This window comes from Exiguobacterium indicum HHS 31 (assembly GCF_001939065.1).
Classification (GTDB): domain Bacteria; phylum Bacillota; class Bacilli; order Exiguobacteriales; family Exiguobacteriaceae; genus Exiguobacterium_A; species Exiguobacterium_A indicum.
The window spans coordinates 655,501-672,350 of record NZ_MPSZ01000001.1; the positions used below are offsets into that span (position 1 = coordinate 655,501).

Annotated in this window: 24 protein-coding genes; 15 read left to right on the forward strand and 9 right to left on the reverse strand. The window is 42.7% G+C overall.

Translation table 11 applies throughout. From position 1 onward, the window contains the following. Positions 1-77 precede the first annotated feature (77 nt). The 6 genes from N179_RS03445 to N179_RS03470 all read left to right on the forward strand — a co-directional run bounded on the left by N179_RS03445 (position 78) and on the right by N179_RS03470 (position 4,092). Positions 78-785 (forward strand): hypothetical protein, encoded by a 708-nt coding sequence (locus tag N179_RS03445; RefSeq protein ID WP_244150200.1) that lies wholly within the window; start codon positions 78-80, stop codon positions 783-785. Positions 786-848: 63 nt separating this feature from the next. Then, on the forward strand, positions 849-1,550 hold the full coding sequence (locus tag N179_RS03450) for a hypothetical protein (protein ID WP_023468067.1): 702 nt from the start codon (positions 849-851) through the stop codon (positions 1,548-1,550). Positions 1,551-1,573: 23 nt separating this feature from the next. Beyond that, positions 1,574-2,269 carry an Imm26 family immunity protein gene (locus N179_RS03455; RefSeq protein ID WP_023468068.1) on the forward strand — a complete coding sequence of 232 codons (696 nt, stop codon included), beginning with the start codon at positions 1,574-1,576 and terminating at the stop codon, positions 2,267-2,269. A gap of 67 nt (positions 2,270-2,336) precedes the next feature. Then, positions 2,337-2,906, forward strand: coding sequence for a suppressor of fused domain protein (locus tag N179_RS03460; RefSeq protein WP_075642216.1), 570 nt, complete (start codon positions 2,337-2,339; stop codon positions 2,904-2,906). A 91-nt stretch (positions 2,907-2,997) separates the two neighbouring features. Continuing rightward, positions 2,998-3,303: a hypothetical protein gene (locus N179_RS03465; RefSeq protein WP_075642217.1), complete on the forward strand. Its 306-nt coding sequence runs from the start codon at positions 2,998-3,000 to the stop codon at positions 3,301-3,303. A 105-nt stretch (positions 3,304-3,408) separates the two neighbouring features. Continuing rightward, positions 3,409-4,092 (forward strand): hypothetical protein, encoded by a 684-nt coding sequence (locus tag N179_RS03470; RefSeq protein ID WP_075642218.1) that lies wholly within the window; start codon positions 3,409-3,411, stop codon positions 4,090-4,092. A 156-nt stretch (positions 4,093-4,248) separates the two neighbouring features. Here the strand turns inward: N179_RS03470 and N179_RS03475 are convergent, their stop codons facing one another. The 3 genes from N179_RS03475 to N179_RS03485 form a co-directional block, all read right to left on the reverse strand. Then, on the reverse strand, positions 4,249-5,088 hold the full coding sequence (locus N179_RS03475; RefSeq protein ID WP_075642219.1) for an aldo/keto reductase: 840 nt from the start codon (positions 5,086-5,088) through the stop codon (positions 4,249-4,251). Between the two features lie 216 nt (positions 5,089-5,304). Beyond that, complete coding sequence (locus N179_RS03480) at positions 5,305-5,634, reverse strand: winged helix-turn-helix transcriptional regulator (RefSeq protein ID WP_035397757.1); 330 nt, start codon at positions 5,632-5,634, stop codon at positions 5,305-5,307. A 214-nt stretch (positions 5,635-5,848) separates the two neighbouring features. After that, complete coding sequence (locus N179_RS03485; protein ID WP_075642220.1) at positions 5,849-6,400, reverse strand: hypothetical protein; 552 nt, start codon at positions 6,398-6,400, stop codon at positions 5,849-5,851. A 70-nt stretch (positions 6,401-6,470) separates the two neighbouring features. Between N179_RS03485 and N179_RS03490 the strand changes: the two genes are divergently transcribed. From N179_RS03490 to sstT, 6 genes are all read left to right on the forward strand, one after another. Further along, a complete protein-coding gene (locus N179_RS03490) occupies positions 6,471-6,806 on the forward strand; it encodes a hypothetical protein (protein WP_423752120.1) in 336 nt (111 codons plus the stop codon). A 252-nt stretch (positions 6,807-7,058) separates the two neighbouring features. Beyond that, entirely contained in the window at positions 7,059-7,316 is a 258-nt protein-coding gene (locus N179_RS03495; RefSeq protein ID WP_075642221.1) for a hypothetical protein, read from the forward strand. Between the two features lie 43 nt (positions 7,317-7,359). Beyond that, positions 7,360-8,004, forward strand: a complete 645-nt coding sequence (locus tag N179_RS03500) for a hypothetical protein (RefSeq protein ID WP_075642222.1) — start codon at positions 7,360-7,362, stop codon at positions 8,002-8,004. Further along, positions 7,976-8,656: a hypothetical protein gene (locus tag N179_RS03505; protein ID WP_075642223.1), complete on the forward strand. Its 681-nt coding sequence runs from the start codon at positions 7,976-7,978 to the stop codon at positions 8,654-8,656. Before N179_RS03500 ends, N179_RS03505 begins: the two co-directional genes overlap by 29 nt. Before the next feature lie 102 nt (positions 8,657-8,758). Beyond that, the gene (locus tag N179_RS03510; protein WP_058265365.1) at positions 8,759-9,067 is read left to right on the forward strand and encodes a hypothetical protein; all 309 of its coding nucleotides are present in this window, start codon (positions 8,759-8,761) and stop codon (positions 9,065-9,067) included. A gap of 326 nt (positions 9,068-9,393) precedes the next feature. Further along, positions 9,394-10,665 (forward strand): serine/threonine transporter SstT, encoded by a 1,272-nt coding sequence (sstT, locus tag N179_RS03515; protein ID WP_075642224.1) that lies wholly within the window; start codon positions 9,394-9,396, stop codon positions 10,663-10,665. A 76-nt stretch (positions 10,666-10,741) separates the two neighbouring features. Here sstT and N179_RS03520 read toward each other — a convergent pair whose 3' ends face one another. From N179_RS03520 to N179_RS03535, 4 genes are all read right to left on the reverse strand, one after another. Next, the gene (locus N179_RS03520) at positions 10,742-11,128 is read right to left on the reverse strand and encodes a hypothetical protein (RefSeq protein ID WP_075642225.1); all 387 of its coding nucleotides are present in this window, start codon (positions 11,126-11,128) and stop codon (positions 10,742-10,744) included. A gap of 27 nt (positions 11,129-11,155) precedes the next feature. After that, positions 11,156-11,632, reverse strand: coding sequence for a hypothetical protein (locus N179_RS03525; RefSeq protein WP_035397741.1), 477 nt, complete (start codon positions 11,630-11,632; stop codon positions 11,156-11,158). Between the two features lie 89 nt (positions 11,633-11,721). Further along, positions 11,722-12,498, reverse strand: a complete 777-nt coding sequence (locus N179_RS03530; RefSeq protein ID WP_075642226.1) for a phosphatidylserine decarboxylase — start codon at positions 12,496-12,498, stop codon at positions 11,722-11,724. Between the two features lie 129 nt (positions 12,499-12,627). Further along, positions 12,628-12,939, reverse strand: coding sequence for a DUF2834 domain-containing protein (locus tag N179_RS03535; RefSeq protein ID WP_083639897.1), 312 nt, complete (start codon positions 12,937-12,939; stop codon positions 12,628-12,630). Positions 12,940-13,056: 117 nt separating this feature from the next. Here N179_RS03535 and N179_RS03540 point away from each other — a divergent pair, with 117 nt between their 5' ends. Further along, positions 13,057-13,617, forward strand: coding sequence for a TetR/AcrR family transcriptional regulator (locus tag N179_RS03540; RefSeq protein WP_075642227.1), 561 nt, complete (start codon positions 13,057-13,059; stop codon positions 13,615-13,617). Positions 13,618-13,641: 24 nt separating this feature from the next. Here N179_RS03540 and N179_RS03545 read toward each other — a convergent pair whose 3' ends face one another. Further along, on the reverse strand, positions 13,642-14,220 hold the full coding sequence (locus N179_RS03545; protein WP_075642228.1) for a LysE family transporter: 579 nt from the start codon (positions 14,218-14,220) through the stop codon (positions 13,642-13,644). 129 nt (positions 14,221-14,349) lie between these two features. On the opposite strand from N179_RS03545, the gene N179_RS03550 reads away from it, so the two are divergent. Beyond that, entirely contained in the window at positions 14,350-15,231 is an 882-nt protein-coding gene (locus tag N179_RS03550) for a LysR family transcriptional regulator (protein WP_075642229.1), read from the forward strand. A 27-nt stretch (positions 15,232-15,258) separates the two neighbouring features. On the opposite strand, the gene N179_RS03555 is transcribed toward N179_RS03550, so the two are convergent. Beyond that, a complete protein-coding gene (locus N179_RS03555; protein WP_244150201.1) occupies positions 15,259-15,474 on the reverse strand; it encodes a hypothetical protein in 216 nt (71 codons plus the stop codon). A gap of 76 nt (positions 15,475-15,550) precedes the next feature. Between N179_RS03555 and N179_RS03560 the strand changes: the two genes are divergently transcribed. Further along, positions 15,551-16,825, forward strand: a complete 1,275-nt coding sequence (locus N179_RS03560; protein ID WP_075642230.1) for an alkaline ceramidase — start codon at positions 15,551-15,553, stop codon at positions 16,823-16,825. Positions 16,826-16,850: the final 25 nt, after the last annotated feature.

A 16,850-nucleotide genomic window follows, 5' to 3' on the forward strand; every position in this document is an offset into this window, starting at 1 on the left:
CCTTTCTACTCAATTTAGCGAATCAAATCCATTACATACACTCATTGAATTCATTTTACATAAAAAGGAGCCAATTTATGAGCTACCTATCTGCGGGATATTATCTTATTCTGCCAACTCCTCGAAAAGAATACATGGACAAGGCTGTTGTTCATGAGTCCGTTCTATCCGTAAGTGAATGCATCTGTACACACTATCCTGACATCAGTATCTTATGGGGAAACTCGGAATTAAAGAAAGACCGTTATATGGATCAACTCGGTCTCTCACTTACCACCTTTCAGTTACTCGAACAATGGATAGAAGAACATCGGAAGACAGGAGATATGTTGTTTCCTCAAGTGTTCTCTAACTTAAATGCTGCGCAAACGTTCGTAGATCGTTTTTTGAATCATCTTCCTGACATACGTATCATCAGCATCGGTTTGCCTGAACAGTTTAAAGTAGATTTTCTGGAAGATGTAGCGGCTTTTAGTAGTCAAAACCCTGAACCTTATGGAGTAGAAAAAATGGTATCACAACATCTCAGCCCTGACACGGACGGTGCCAAAAAAATCGGGTACGAAGTGTTAGGATTTGATTCGGGATCATTTCATTCGTATTTGTGTAACGGACTGGAACGCGATTTTTATCATCATTTCAACACTTTACTAAACAGCCATGGTTTGATCCATACGTTCGAAGAAGCGGATCGTTACTCAGATTATTGTAATGAATTAGGCGAGGCGACAGAAGCAGTTTTATGGCTGCCGTGGGCGATTTTTGAATATGAACGCAGTAATTAGAAGTAAAAATGCTGCTAATCAAGTAACAATCTTTAGCGTAATGGATCAGGAGGATAAAAAACAATGGAATCGACCGAACAATTAGAACAGCATGTAAATCAATTAAGAAATACACTTTATGAATTCGAAAAGAAGATGGAACGCAAATTTTCGATTGAGGAATGGCGGTACCTTCTGGAGAACGGATTAAATAGTCTTTTGAGCACACGTGAAGACACACAGCAAATGATTTCAAAGCTCTCCATTCGAACGAAAAAAAGGCCTATTCGTTGGAAGCTAACATCTGGAGTTGTCTATGCCATTCCGTTACCTCGACTTGGAGGATACGGATATGCAGAGATGAGAATTTCGCAAGATGAGAATCATGAGACTGGAAAGATAGAGTCTATGGATTACATCCAATACTATAATCTTAGAACAGAAAGAATTCTTTCGCTCCAGGAGTTAGACCAAAAGAATCCTGAGACTTGTATCATCATAGATACGGGGTATTACGGGATTACAGAAGGAGAATGGATCGTACTTGGAAAACGGCATCGAGAAAAAGAAACGTTTGAGACGCCATTACTATTTGGTAGTGTACCTAGTTTAAATTCTGATGGGGAAAACTACTATGTTACTCGAGGTATCAATGGAGAAAGAATGTTTGTGGAAGAAGAAAAGGCACGAGAGGTGATAAATCCTTCTGCAACCTGTGGTGATTTATCTGCTGTATACAAATATGAAGAACGATTAAAAATAATGAATGATTTTAAGAATTCATAATAAGTTAATGGGGATACAAAACATTGAAAAATAAAGAGCAATTAGAACTGTATGTAAATCAATTGAGAAGTACACTTCAAGAATTCGAAAAGAGAGTGGATCACGAATTTTTGATTGAGGAATGGCGATACCTGCTGGAGCATGCATTGGATAGCCTTTTGAGTACACGAGAAGATGAGGAAAAAGATATTTCGACCCTTTCCATTCGAACCAAAAAAAAGCCTGTACGTTGGAACCTATCATCAGGAATTGTCTATGCGATTCCGTTACCCCGACTAGAAGGATACGGATATGCAGAAATAGGAGTCTCTAAAGATAAAAACTTTGAGAGTGGAGAAATAAATTCTATGAAATACGTTCAATACTACAACCTTAGAACAGAAACGATTCTTTCCCTTTACGAGTTAGATCAAAAAAAGCCTGAGACTTGTATCATCATGGATACAGGACAACAGGGAATAAGAGAAGAGGAATGGAAAACGATCGGAAAAAGGCATCGGGAAGAAACTTTTGAGACGCCATTACTATTTGGTAGTGTACCTAGCTTAGATTCTGATGAAGAATACTACTACATTACTCGAGGTATTTATGGAGAAAGAGTGTATGTGGAAGAGGAAAAGGCACGAGCGGTAATCAATCCCTCAGGAACGTGGGGTGATCGAGCAGCTGTATACGAATTCGAAGATCGATTAAAAGAAATCAATGACAATTTGAAATGACTATTTATGTTGGGATCACAGATTGGTTTAGAAGTATTAAAACGATACTCAAACGGAGGTTGATTTAATGAATTATCTTGATCATTTAGAACAGCATTGCGGAGAATTCACGGAAGCATTTCCAATTGAGGAACTTGAACAAAAGAACGTCCAAATCTTGAAATTCAAAGATGCACCATTTAAGGAAACCTATACGATTGCATCCCTTGGATTACTTTTTCATCCACTCCAAACGGAAGATGATTCACTGATGCATCAAGAAATAATGATGTCAGCGGAACAACCAGACGTTCAGGACGAGATCATTTATTTACTCTGGCAATTGGCTGAGTACGCTATGAGAACAGGACATGCATTTAATGCAGCAGAGTATTATCCACTCCCTGAAGGAATATTTGAAAAGTATCAGTTCTCCTCTGTTTATGTTACAAGTCCTGTGTACTTTGATGAATCCTTCTTCCTATTTGAAACAGATTCTAATGTTGGGAATGAGCCAGATACCGTATTGCTAGTCTGGTTCGTACCGATTTTTGAATCTGAGGAGAAATATATTGAAAAACACGGAGCGGATCAATTTGAAGATCTTTTGTTTGAGACAGATGAGTTAGTAAATTTTAACCGTAAACCACTCGTGTAAATGGTTATTGATAGCTATTTGAAAGATAGAACATCGATCATACACGATCTGATAGAACATCCTAGAGGTTTAGAGAATAATGGAGGATCAAATGAAGACGCCTCGTATACCTGACATCATAGCGAAATTAGAATTGGTTTTAGAAAATAAGCTTTCTAGAGAAGAAGTGTCTGATTGGGCTAATAAATGGATGATGGTTTTAGAAAAAAAAGAAGGATGGGAGACTACAGATTACGATATTTTAGTTTTTCAAGGCTTAACTACAGTGTATGGCATGGACTTACTCTATAGCCCTAGCGAATATCTGCACTGTGAGGAAGATATCCGTGATTGGGTGAAAGAACTCCAAAAAATCGAGAATAACGATCATCAGAAGCTTAGAAAGAAGTTTAAATAAAGTCTTGATATATCGCACAATGACAGTAAATCATCTAGTGGATGTTTGAACTGCTCAAGTGAATTAGAAGAATTTCCATAACTGTTTTAAAAACAGGAGGTATGAATGAATAAGAATCAAATCATGGATTCAGGATGGAATCGTCAAACCATATGGCAGGGATGTATACTCGCTTCAATCGCTCATGCTATCTTTGTCGCGAATAACCCGGATTTTGCTTATGAGCATTCGTGGGATGGTGATCATTACAGTACGAATGATGGTCAAGGCTGTAGAGGAACAGTAACATTTGGACAGGATTTTTTTGTGGCGGGCTTTCGAAACGAAGAATTTTTTGAAGAGACTATAGAAGCGAATGACTTGCTAATCGAAGCTCCAGAAAAAGTACAAAAAATAGCTGTAGATGATACTTTTCAATATCTATTAGATGATATTGAAGGAGTCATTCTCCCGGTCGTCACTACTGTCTTGTGGGGAGATGATCGGCAATCTTTTTCTAGTCATCAATACGAAGAAATGATGGATCGGGGATCAAGTCTATTAGAAATACAGGCGTCGGGTTACGAAGCTGGACTGGCATATTGGGAAGAGTACTACGAACTCACGGAACGACAGCTGGTGCTCCTAGAAACATTATATCACTTGAAAATAGAGAATCCATCTCAGGTTATTACCTTATCACATGAGGACGTTCAAGTGTTAGATACGATTGATATGGAAGGAATTGAGGAGAGTACAACTTCTTTTTATGAGATTGATATTCATTGGTCTAGCGATGTATCTAACTAATCTATTCACTTACGTAATCTAGTTATGATTGCAAAGAAGCACACATCGTAAAAGAGATGTGTGCTTCTATTTTATAGACCCGAATAATAAACTTTCTTCGTCCGATTGATTTTTTCTACTACATCCTCGAACTTGAAATATGACTATTAAGAGCAATCAGAAGTCAAACGTATCTGGATCCGGTCCACTCCGAAGATTTTCATTTAATTGGTTTAATCGTTCCATATCTTCTGGAAGGATTTCGAAATCAGTGATGCGCAGATTTTCTTGCATCCGTGAAGGCGTCATGGACTTAGGAATCGTGATGATGCCCTGCTGAATATCCCATCGTAGAATGATTTGAGCAGCTGATTTTTTGTATTGTGTAGCGAGCTCCTGAATGACCTCATTTTCTAGAAGTTCCGCATTCATGAGCGGTGACCAGGCTTCAATTTGAATCCCATGTTCGCTACAGAATTGACGTAACTCTGACTGAGTTAGCTTCGGATGGAGTTCGATTTGATTGACGACAGGTATGATGGATGCATGTTGCAGTAAGTCTTCGAGATGGTGGATTTGAAAATTACTCACACCAATCGCGCGGACCTTGTCCGTTTGAACCAATTCTTCAAGTGCTTTCCAAGGAGCTTGATACTTGGCTTTCCCCGGCCAATGGATCAAGTAGAGATCGAGGTACTCTAACTGCATTTTTTCTAAGGATTCTGCGTAAGCAGCAAGAGTTGCTTCATATGATCCATGTGCATTCCAGACTTTTGATGTCACGAATAGTTCTTCGCGTGTTACGAGTCCTTCTTCGATAGCTTTCGCAATGCCTCTGCCGACACTCTGCTCGTTACCATAGATGGCTGCAGTATCGATGCTGCGATAGCCTTCGCGAATCGCAGTCACGACCGCTTGCTCGAGATCCGCACCGTTCTCGACACGAAATACGCCATATCCGACTTGTGGCATGTCCACACCATTGTTTAACCGTACTGTAGAGATTTTCATATTCATCTAGCTCCTTTATCAAAATTACAGCAAAAAAATCATGCTGTCTGTGTGACATCATCATATCGGGAGCAATCAGAAATAAGAAGACGGCACTTTAAAGTTCCATAGTCACCAAAAAGTGACTTTTCCTAAATCACAGGGACGAGGGAAGTACAAAAATTAAACAGCAAACAGCCCTGCATTCGAAAATGCAGGGCTGTTTAGGGAAGTACATAAAAATTAACAGCTATTCTTCAAGTGTTCATTTTGGAGATGTTGCTCTCCCCAGTCACATAAGACATCCATGGTCGATTTTAACGATCGTCCATAGTCCGTTAACTCATATTCGACCTTAGGTGGAGCTTGGTGATAGATGACCCGTCGAATGACACCGTCCTGTTCTAATTCTCTTAATTGCTGGACCAGCATTTTTTGAGAGACATTCGGCATGAGACGTTTTAACTCACTCGTTCGGTACTTATCTTTAAACAAGTGGCACAAGATGACGACTTTCCATTTCCCGCCGATTACTTTTAAAGCAGCTTCGACAGGAATACTAAATTTACTCAACACGATAACTCCTTCATCCATAAAATTAAAATACAATGACTGATTCCTTCGTTAAAAGAATTACCAAAACGAAATATAGCATAAGTTGTACTTTATTCAAAAGAAGTGAACTCGTATGACTATATCAACTAGTACTGAGCATTACTCGTGTTGTAAAGCAGGACGTTAGCAAAATATCCGATGTAGTTTTTCTTAGACGTAGCTGTACGTTATTTTATTTTGTTGCCTCTGCTTCATACTTTTCTAAAAATTCATCAACAGAGAACTTCTCATTTACTTCACTCGTTGATTTACTCGAGGAAATGGTGTGAGATGATCCTTTCAAATCATCTGGACTTGATTGGATTTCGAGCACTAATGTATCACCTAAACCCGTTTCAAGCCCACTTCCGAAGTTAAAAGTTCGTGTTACATAAGCTTCAGCATAATTTCGTTGATTTTCGGAGTACACTTTTACGTTAGAAATTTTATAACTAAATGAATGTAGCTGTTGTTTATCCACTTTTGTACTAGATAGAAAAATTAATACAGCCTCGTCGCGTGAAGATAATCTCGATTGATTGGTGTGTGCTAACGTTGTATTGTTTAAAAAATCCGCTTTTTGTTGCTCCAGGATGTTCGTGAAAAAAGTGAAGGCTTGCTCCTTTGAAATGGTGCTTTCAGATTTTTCCTGTGAAATATTAGAAGTCGCTATTGCGTTACTGATCAAAAAACCAGAAGATAGAAGTACACCTAGAGAGAGTGATAATAAAATAGTTTTCTTCAATATCAAAACCTCTTTCTGTTTTGTGGATAATGCTACTATATAACAAAAAAACCAAAAAGGAAAGATTGAAATGATGGGTAAATCGAATTCTAAGAAAATGAACAGAAAGAAAATAGTCCTGATATGTTTCGGAACGCTAGCCATCATCATACTACTTATGCCGATTCTATCACCGGTTCTGTTTACGGATGCTTCGCCGAGGGGTGCTCTAAGACACGAACTCTATAAAGAAGGCTATTTTTATCAAAGTTACTTCGCAATCATTACGGAACAAGATCCACAAGCAGAGCGTTACCATATGTTTTGGTACCATTGGAAAAGTGAAACAGGCGGAACTCCTTTTGTCTGTTATTCGAAGAAGGTGAGTGAAGAAAAGTATGCGGTCTCTTGTGGTACAGGTCCATGACCTGATTTTTTTCGGACAAGAATCTTACATAAGAAAAGTGAATACATCAATGCGAAATAGGAGTGCAGACTGGTGCGATGGATGCGTACATAGTTCTGCACTCCTTTTGTAAAAAAGAAGATTTAAAAGAAAAAATCATACATAGAAAATTTTTCAATGAAACTTAATAAAGAAAAATATCGTAATTAATAGTTGTATAATAACTTCATGAAACAAACATATTAAAAGAATACATAATCGGAGGAGACGTCGATGGTGGTACCGTTTATTGGTCTTGGTGTCGGGATATTCTTGTTGACGTTAGGCATCTATTTTATCCGCTCAAAGCATGCGAAAAAGACACCGCTAGCGGGACACGGGGATAGCATCGACACGGTGGATTCATTCGTACTCAGTATCATTTTGTCAATTGGCGTCATCTTATTTTGTTCGTTGACCGTCAGACATTATGGTTATGTCTGTGTCTTAGGTGGACTGTTCATACTATACGTGGTCAGCGCAGCATGGTGAGACCTATAAAAATGTAGAAGGTAAGATAAAGGGAGCACAAATCATGATTCAATTAGTAAAACAAATCGACGATCGTGTGTATCACATCGTCTTTCACCAAGAGGGGCGCACTTTATTCTGCCGGGAAGGTGTTGCCCAAAAAGAGCAGGCAATCGATAGCGAGGATATGATGGAAACGAATGAAGAGTCTGCAACGAAGCGGGTTGTTTTTAAAAATCCGTTCCTCGCGTATCGTCAGAAAAAAACGTGGGTTCGTGAAAAATTAGACGATGGTTACATCCGGTCACCTTTTGCTCTGTCTGAAGCGATGGATTTTCGAGCCAACCGACGCATCATAAAGTTGCGTATTTTAAGCGCTCTATTGATCTTGTTCAGTGGATTACTGACGCTGACTGATATCTTGCCAATCCCAGGATGCATAACACTCGTCGTTCTGATGATTTTCTGGCCGATGCATCTCGAAGGGAAATCTGCACGTGCTCGCATGTATCGCTGGTCAGGAGCACTTTTCATGTTCGCCTTAGCGGGCTCATCGAAAAACTATTTATCACCGATCAATCTCTCGATTAACGGAGCGATCTGTCTCATCTCAGGATTCATTCTCCTGTTGTATGCGTCAGAACAATTACAGGAACTTGCGACGAAAGGAATCACATATCATGACGAATCAACAAACGAAGGTGATTGAACTCAAGCGCGACAATGGTCAAACGACCGACTACTGGGTCAGTTACCGGATGGGGCGCACGCTGTATCAGGTATCCGTGCAAGAGCAAGCGGATGGTCAAACGGATGAAGGGGAGGTCGTCAAAGAACGTTTTCCGTTTTATTTCGGGATGAAGAAACGAATGCTAGAGTTAGCAGAAGCGAAAGCAGCCCTTGGGTTTCGACCGTTGACCGAAGAAGAGAAAGCAGCGCCCGTCATCGAGGAAGAGGAAGCGCAGCTCGATCCTGCATTCTTTAAGCCCGCTATTCGATACGCTTGGTTGATGCTTGGTCTCGGCATTCTTCTTTTTCTCCTTCCTTCGCCAATCCTGAACGGACTCGCGTTCGGACTCGGCTTATACGTCTGGTATGAGACGTTCGGACAGCCAGGAATGCCGCGCAGCTATCAAAGGTATTTCCACGGAATGCTTGCGGGATTGACAATCTTACAGGTGCTATCGGCGATTGAGTTGGAGCGATTTACACACCCATATTATGCGACAATTTGTGTGCTATCTGCGATCGTATTGGTGTTGCTCGTCGTTCAGCACCGTTTGAAAGAAACCGATCAAATCGGTCAGGAGGAAAGTGTTCGGGTTAGGAAAATGAAAGACTATTCTGATTTGGATCTTTAAAAACTTATTTGCTTAACTTTCATAAGGCTAGAAGAGTTTGTATTGCTGTAAAATATAGGTATCAATCGCATTCAATCAGCCTATTGAAAAGGAGAGTAAATCATGGATGTACAATGGAACGATAAGACTATCCTTGAACTCATACTCATCGTCTGGGTGATCGGTGCCATCATCATCATCGTGAGCCAGGCGCGGAGTAAGAAAAGTTTGAAAGCTAGTCTGATTAGTGGAACAATCATCAATCTTCTTTATACGACGGGCATTTCATTACTGTGGTTTTACACGATTGCTGTCGATGGGATTAGTCAGGTGTTAGTCGTCTATTTCTTCGTCGGCATCTTTACAATCCTTGAGTTTCTATTCGTGATCGTTTTGTTGATCGTCAAACGCAAAAAAACAACGATCTCTTGAAAAGTAAAGAAAGGATAATTAACACTTAAAAAAAAGATTTAGTTTACATAATGAAGTAGAAGGAGGCATGTCTCTTCTTCTACTTTTTTGTAATTATGCAATCGATTGCATTCGTATGCTAATTCAACATCCAGTAAAAGGAATTATATTTCTTGCAAAAAACTAGTTTTTATTTCACACGATTTATGCAAGAATAGAACACAACAAACTGCGAGAATTTTTAGAAAAGTGAATGACTAGACTATTCATCCTTTTGAGTAGAAGAGAGAAGTCATCGTTTTTCGAATTCTAAATAACTTATTTTTTGTAAGCCTGGAGGGGAACGTATGAAAGTGTTGAAGATGTGGAACCAAATCAGTTTAGTGAAACAAATCGCGATTGGCTTGATCGTGGGTATTATTTTAGCCGTCACGATTCCTGAAGCGGCGAAATCCTTGACCATTTTTGGGACTTTATTTATTTCTTCCCTGAAGGCAGTCGCGCCGATCTTGGTCTTTTTCTTAGTTATGGCATCAATCGTGCAGCATAAAAAAGGACAGCAGACGAATATGAAATCGATCATTTTCTTGTATCTGCTTGGGACGTTCCTAGCGGGAGCCATTGCGGTCATCGTCAGTTTCCTTTTCCCAGTAAACATTCGATTAACAGAAGGTGCGGAACAATTGGCTGCTCCGGGGAACACGGTTGAAGTTCTTCAGAAACTCGTCTTGAATATGGTTGATAATCCAGTTAATGCGCTCATCCAAGCGAACTACATTGGCATTCTGACTTGGGCGATCGTATTAGGAATAGCTTTAAAGAATGCGTCCGATACGACGAAGACATTCATCTCGAATTTCTCTGACGCCATTGCGAAAATGGTCGGATGGGTCATCAAACTGGCTCCTCTTGGTATCATGGGAATCGTCATTGGCTCTGTTACGGAAAACGGTCTTTCTTCATTGCTCGATTACGGGAATTTATTATTGGTATTGATTGGCACGATGCTTGTCGTAGCACTCATTGTTAATCCTCTCATCGTGTTCATCAACGTTCGTCAGAATCCATACCCACTCGTCTTCAAATGTATCCGGGAGAGTGGAATTACCGCTTTCTTCACACGAAGCTCAGCTGCAAACATTCCGGTCAACATGGAATTATGTAAGAAACTTGACCTCGATAAAGAGACGTACGGTATCTCGATTCCGCTCGGTGCCACGATCAATATGGCGGGAGCGGCTATCACGATTTCCGTCTTAACGTTAGCAGCGGTTCATACGCTCGGTATCCCAGTCGACCTTCTGACAGCCATCATCTTGAGTGTTCTCGCTGCCGTTTGTGCATGTGGCGCATCCGGTGTCGCTGGCGGTTCGCTCCTCTTGATTCCGCTCGCATGTAGCTTATTCGGGATTCCGAATGACATCGCGATGCAAGTCGTAGCAGCGGGTGTTCTAGTCAGTGTGTTACAAGATTCGTTTGAGACAGCACTCAACTCGTCAACAGATGTCTTATTCACTGCGACAGCAGAATATCGAAAACGACTTAAAGAGGGAGAAACGCTCTCGATCAATCGTCAGTCGATGAATGAAGATGTATCTGAAAAAGTCGTCAACGGCTGATTAGCTTCTCAATTATCAGCATGATCTAAATAAGAAAAGGCATCCTTAGCTGAGGATGCCTTTTCTTATAGACAAATTAACCTTCTCCTAAAGCAACGTACTTTTTTAATTTCCCATTGAAACTCACTAGCAAAATGTCATTTCTTTCTTTAGTAGAGTATAGGACGGTACCCTTATAGAGTTTCGTAGCAGTCCCATTATCAAAAGCGTCTTTATCCGAACTTCTTCTTTTAATTTCTCCAACTTTTTCATTCTGAGTGACTTTGGTTTTTTCTGCCAATGCTACATCTGATTTGTAGATCGTATTATCGAATTGAAAAATGTCTGCTTTAGCATCTTCGTTCAATACTTCGGATGCCGTCGGTTTTTCACTAGTACTTTGCATTATCTCTTCATTATTACAACCAACTAATATCCATACCGTCATAATCGAAAAAGCGAATGATAAAACGACTTTTTTCATGATATAACCTCTTTCCCGTTTTGTAAGTTATTCCATGCCGATACACGTTAACGTCAACTGCTCTTCACGGTTGCCATCCCATTTGATTCGGACATGGTACGTGTCAGTATCTTTAAAGATTTGTAAGGCGGCACTCGTCTCAAAGGTGGCGCCATCTCTTTCGGTTCCAATGAAGCTTTGGAAATGGCTAGAGTGTTTAGCATATCGACCATCTGACAACTGACTATCGACAAACCAGGTCACAGGTTTCTGTTGGTGCTCCACTCGTTTTAGATCCTGTCCGATATATGTTAGGGCGTAGCCTTCGCTTACCCGGTAAGATAAAGGACGTTCTTTGACTTGCCGGACATGAATCACGGCGTTCCAGGATTCGCCTTTTGCCTGAAAGATGAGGTGTTCGGGTTCAGATATCGCTGAAGCGCGGTGAATACCATAGAGCGTGAAAAACGTGAGGAAAAGTAAGCATGCAATCAGTAAGGTTCGCTTAAATAAGCGTTCGGACATGAGGCTCACCTCTGAACAGCAGTTTCCTTTAGTCTAGCAAATTCAAATGCTTTTCTTAGTCAGAAATCTTAAAAAAGGGGAATCCATTTTTAGGATATCCAGCGTCCGATCTGCTCACCCATCTTGACGCTACGTTCGATGCCTGGGGCGAGTTCGACCGTGTCCGGTGGCAAGACGAGGATGACAGTTGAACCGAACGAAAAGTAACCGAACTCTGCACCACGCTCCAGCAGGCGTCCTTGATGTGTCTGAACGATCGTATTGACGTTCAGCGCACCGACCATGACGTGCTCGATCGTGCGGTGATCGACTTGCAGACGCGTGACGCGGCGATAATTACGTGTCAACGGACGTTTGCTGAATCGTAGCCCCATGTCATTGACGGGTGCCGATTCTCGCCCCAGTGTATAACTCGTCGTGATTTCGCCCGTGACTGGCGAATGGACACGGTGATAGTCGGTCGGACTCAAATAGAAAATCAAGGCGACACCGTTCGCGTAATCCTCGGCGCGTTCGCTCGAGCCGATCAGCTCAGCAACGGTATAATCCTGTCCTTTGATTGTAAACCGACTATCTTGCGTTAATGCTGGGACAATGGAAAGGACGGCGTCACTCGGACTGACGAAGGCATCCGGCGCGGTTGCGATTGGTCGCATACCGGGACGTAACTCGCGTACGAAACAATCGTGCAGCGAGGTAAACGAATCAACGGACTTCAGCGCTTGATCCGTCTGAATGTGATAGGTGCGAATGAAAGGTCGGATGAGTGGTTTACTAAAGCGACTCATTGCAAACCGTTTTAGTGTGTTCGCGACAACTGGTCGAGCATTTAAGTGGACGATTGTATCAAAGATGGCTTTCTTCATGAGGTAAAAACTCCTTTAAGTTGTAATCTACCTCTTAGGATACGATCGAATTCTTTTGATAGACGGAGTCGCATTCTTAAGTTTGTCTTAAGAAAAACACGTACCGAAGATGCGGCACGTGTCAGAACGTCATGATTTTCGAGTCAATAAATAGAGTAGAGGTCCGAACGCACCAATCGCGAGGGTGATGATTGCCCAAAGCGGAAAGCTTCGTCCGGTACGACGTGTATCATGGCGGAGCCAAACGATGATGAAGAGGGCGCAGAGAATCAGGTCGACGAAAATCTGGAGCGTCGCCGTGTTTTGTGTCGCTTCCGCAAAGATGCCAAGTACACCAAAGTCAATGATCGAAAAGGCAGTTAAAACAGCGAAAGCGATCGTAATGACGAGCAATAAAGGTTTCGGGATGCTGTCTACAAATGAAGCTTGAGATTCTCTCATGAAGGATCCTCCTTGAAATGTAGTGATTACTACAAATTAATGTAGCATGTACTACATTCATGCGTCAATCTACTTAGATGTTGTATGATGAAAAAGGAGAAGGGAGAATCGATCATAATGGATAAGTTTGAACAGAAGCGACAGGACTATACGCATCACATCGCAAAAGCGACGTTAGCATCAAGCATCAAGGAGATGAGTCTCAAGAAGATGGCGGCCGCTGCCGGGACGAGTGATCGGATGCTGATGCATTATTTCAAGGATAAACAAGACATCGAGACCGCGGTGTTGACCTCGATCAGCCAAGAACTGATCGATTTACTGCAGCAACCGGATCTAAAACTCGAGTTCACGGCATTCGTCCGTTTTCTGCGACAAGCGATCGATGAGCCACGAATCAAGCCCTACTTGAATCTTTGGTTCGAGATCACCCATCTCGCAACGAGTCAGGGGGAGCCGTATACGTCGATCACGCGGACGATCGGGGAATCGTTCGACGATTGGATTAAACAGATCTATGTACCAACAGAGGGGGAAGATGTCGATCAGCAAACTGCGCTACTCTTCGTCTTCACGGAAGGACTCGTCGTCATGAATAAGATCGGCTTAGAGGAGCGGATGGACGCGGCAGTGGAAGCGATGATCGCATTAACAAAGGACAACAGGCCTCGCAATTGAGGTGTGCTGTCCTTTTTCGGCATTTCACTGAAAAATCGTCACAGCTGAATAAAGAAGTAAGGTACACATAATGACGCGAAACGCGACGTCGTATCTTTGAAATAACGAACGAAACAACGAGCCACTTCCTGCCCAAAGCAATAAGGCGATCCACCCGAGAATGATGGCATACAACGTGTATTGAACGATTTCTACAGTAGACGTTCTGTGCGGCAGAATGAACGTCGATAAAGCGGTTAAGAAAAAAAGGATACTCTTGACGTTGATGAGTTGGAACAACAGACCGGATAAAAATGTCGCTGGCACGGTATCGATCTGACTTGCTGTCTGCTTCGGGAAACCAATCTTATAGGCAAGGTAGACGAGATATGCGGCACCGAGCCACTGTAGAATCGGTTCGATCATAGGTAAGGTCGCTTGTAATACTGTCGTCCCTAATGCGCTGATCAACCCGAGTATCATGAACCCTAGTAAGATTCCGGTATTAAATCGCCAAGCACCACGAAAACCGAAGTGGCTCGATTCATGCATGACTAACAGATTACTTGGTCCAGGTGTAATGGACGTAATGATGACATAAGATAAAAAAGCAACAACATTCATGAGAAAACTCCTTTTTCATTCTATCGAATACTTGAATTCTAGTGTAAGATGTCAAGATCGATAAATAAAATTGAAATAAAAAATCATTCCATCATTTTTTTCGATGGACGATGAAAGGAGAGTCTTGAAATGGAAATTCGCCATTTGATCAGCTTCTTGAAGATTATTGAGACGAGGAGTTATACGGCAGCTGCGAGTGACCTCGGCTATACGCAATCGACGATTACGTCCCATATGCAACTGCTCGAACAAGAAGTAGGCGATGCTTTGTTTTTCTATTCCAATCGTACGCTTCAGCTTACACCGCTAGGTCAGGAAATCATCCCGCTTGCTGAAGATTTACTAGCGACACACGAGAAAATCAAGTCGATTCAACAACAGGATCCCTTTGAAGGCGTCTTGAAGGTCGCTGCGCCAGAGTCACTGACGATCTCTCGTCTTGGTTCCGTCTTACAGACGTTCATGACAGCATATCCGAATGTCAACATCATCTTATCGAATGGAACTTGTAAGGAAAATCAAGACGAACTCTTACATGGACGGGTCGATGTCGCCTTGATGCTGTATCCAATGTTTTCCGCTGAACGTTGTACGCATGATGTTTTGACAGAAGAGAAGATCGTCATCATTGGTCATCCGACGATGCCGGATCATTTTGACGCGATTCGATCTTCCGTGGACGCATACGTCTTTCTGACGAATGAAGAAGGATGCAGTTACCGATCGATGTTTGAGGCGTGCGTCAGAAACCAAGACATCTCGTTTCAGACACAAGAATTGTGGAGTATCGGGGCGATCAAGAAGATGGCGATGAACGGGCTTGGTTTTGCTGTGTTACCGTATGTGACGGTAGCGGATGAAGTGGAGTCTGGTACGTTGAAAGTTATTCATCATGATGAGACGTTCGAACCGATGTATGCCCATCTGCTTACGAAACAGTCGAAGTGGGGCTCACCCGTGACACGCGCGTTTCAGGAAATCGTTCTGGACCAATTCACGAAGTCAAAGTGAATCGAGTATCTCGACCCAGACTTGATATTAAATCTTTTCATCGAGGTGAACCGTTGCCGACCGTACGCGATAGTCTGGGTTTTCCGCTAAATAAAATGCAAGAATCGTCGCGACTTTAAAGTCAGGAGTGCAATAACCGGTGATTGACCGACCATGGATCTCGTTCGTGATCGAATCCGCCCAGACTTCGGCTTCACGGTATGTCTCGAACTGAAGCATCTCTTCCTTCCAACGAATCGACATCTGCATCTCCTCCTTTGCTATAGTTAATGTTAGTATATGGAAGAAGTAATGTGTTATTCAAGGGGGAACGTCAGACATGAGTCGTTTTGGAATGCATCGAGAAGTAATCAATCCACCGCTCGGTGCCGCCTTCATCGGTTATCACCGAGAAGTCGGTGTCGCAAGCATACACGATCCGCTATATGTCACAGCGAGCATCTTTGAAAGTGAGCAGACGACATCGGTTTTCGTCAGCATCGATAACATCGGTTTGCTCGTTGCAGATACCGATACCATCCGTGAAGGTATCGCAGACCAGCTAGACGTGTCGAAGAAACAGATCACGGTTGTCTACACGCATACGCATTCGGGACCAGCGACAGCGGGAACTGAACCGTTGACCGTCGCCTACAAAACGATCTTGACGCAACAAGCGATCGTATCTGCCGTCAAAGCAAGCGAAGCGATGCAGTCGGTCGAGATGGGTTGGGGTGTGACGTCTGGAAAAATTGGCGTCAACCGACGGGAGAAAAGGAATGGTCACGCGGTGATGGGAATGGATCCGCTTGGGGTGACGGATGATCGAATCGGGACGCTGTTGGTTCGCCGTGCCGATGATGCGTGTCTCATCGGAGCCTTCGTTTTCTGTACAGCGCATCCGAACGTCTTGAAATCAGACAGTGTCGTCTTATCCGGTGATTACCCGGGCGTCGCTCGAACGATCCTCGAACAGGCACTCGGCTGTCCAGTCGTGATCGTCCAAGGGGCGACGGGAAACGTCAATGCGAAATATCGTGGTGACCTAGCAAGTCTACAGAAGATGGCGTTTGCTTTAAGTGGACACGTCTTGACGACGATTCCAGACGTGTCGTTTCAACCGTTAACGCACCACCGGATTCAGTCGATGATTTATCCGATGCGCTTAACAGAAATACCGGTTGCGGACGTATTGCAAGACATGGCAACTTACGCTGAACAGACATGGGGCGTCAGCGCAGCGCGCTGGTTGGCGTACGTTCAAGAGCAATCGGGAACAACACTCACCATCCCGGTCGAAGTTCAATTGTTTGAACTAAATGATGGTTCGTTCTCAGGCATCCCGATGGAGCCGTTCTGTGAGACAGCGCTACAGATTCAACAGATGCGTCAAACGGAACTCGCCTTTTTCGGAGGCTATACGAACGGTTATATTGGTTATTTGCCGACAGCGGAAGAACATCCGTATGGTGGGTACGAGGTGGCAATCAATCCCGTCGTCTACGGTCCTGTGACGGGTCTATGGATGCCACCTGTACCGGAAACGGCAAACGACATCGTGCATCGTATCCGACAACTCTATGAAACGAACAACACCCCGGCTTCTCTCGTCTGAGAGACCGGGTTGTCGTGATTACGAT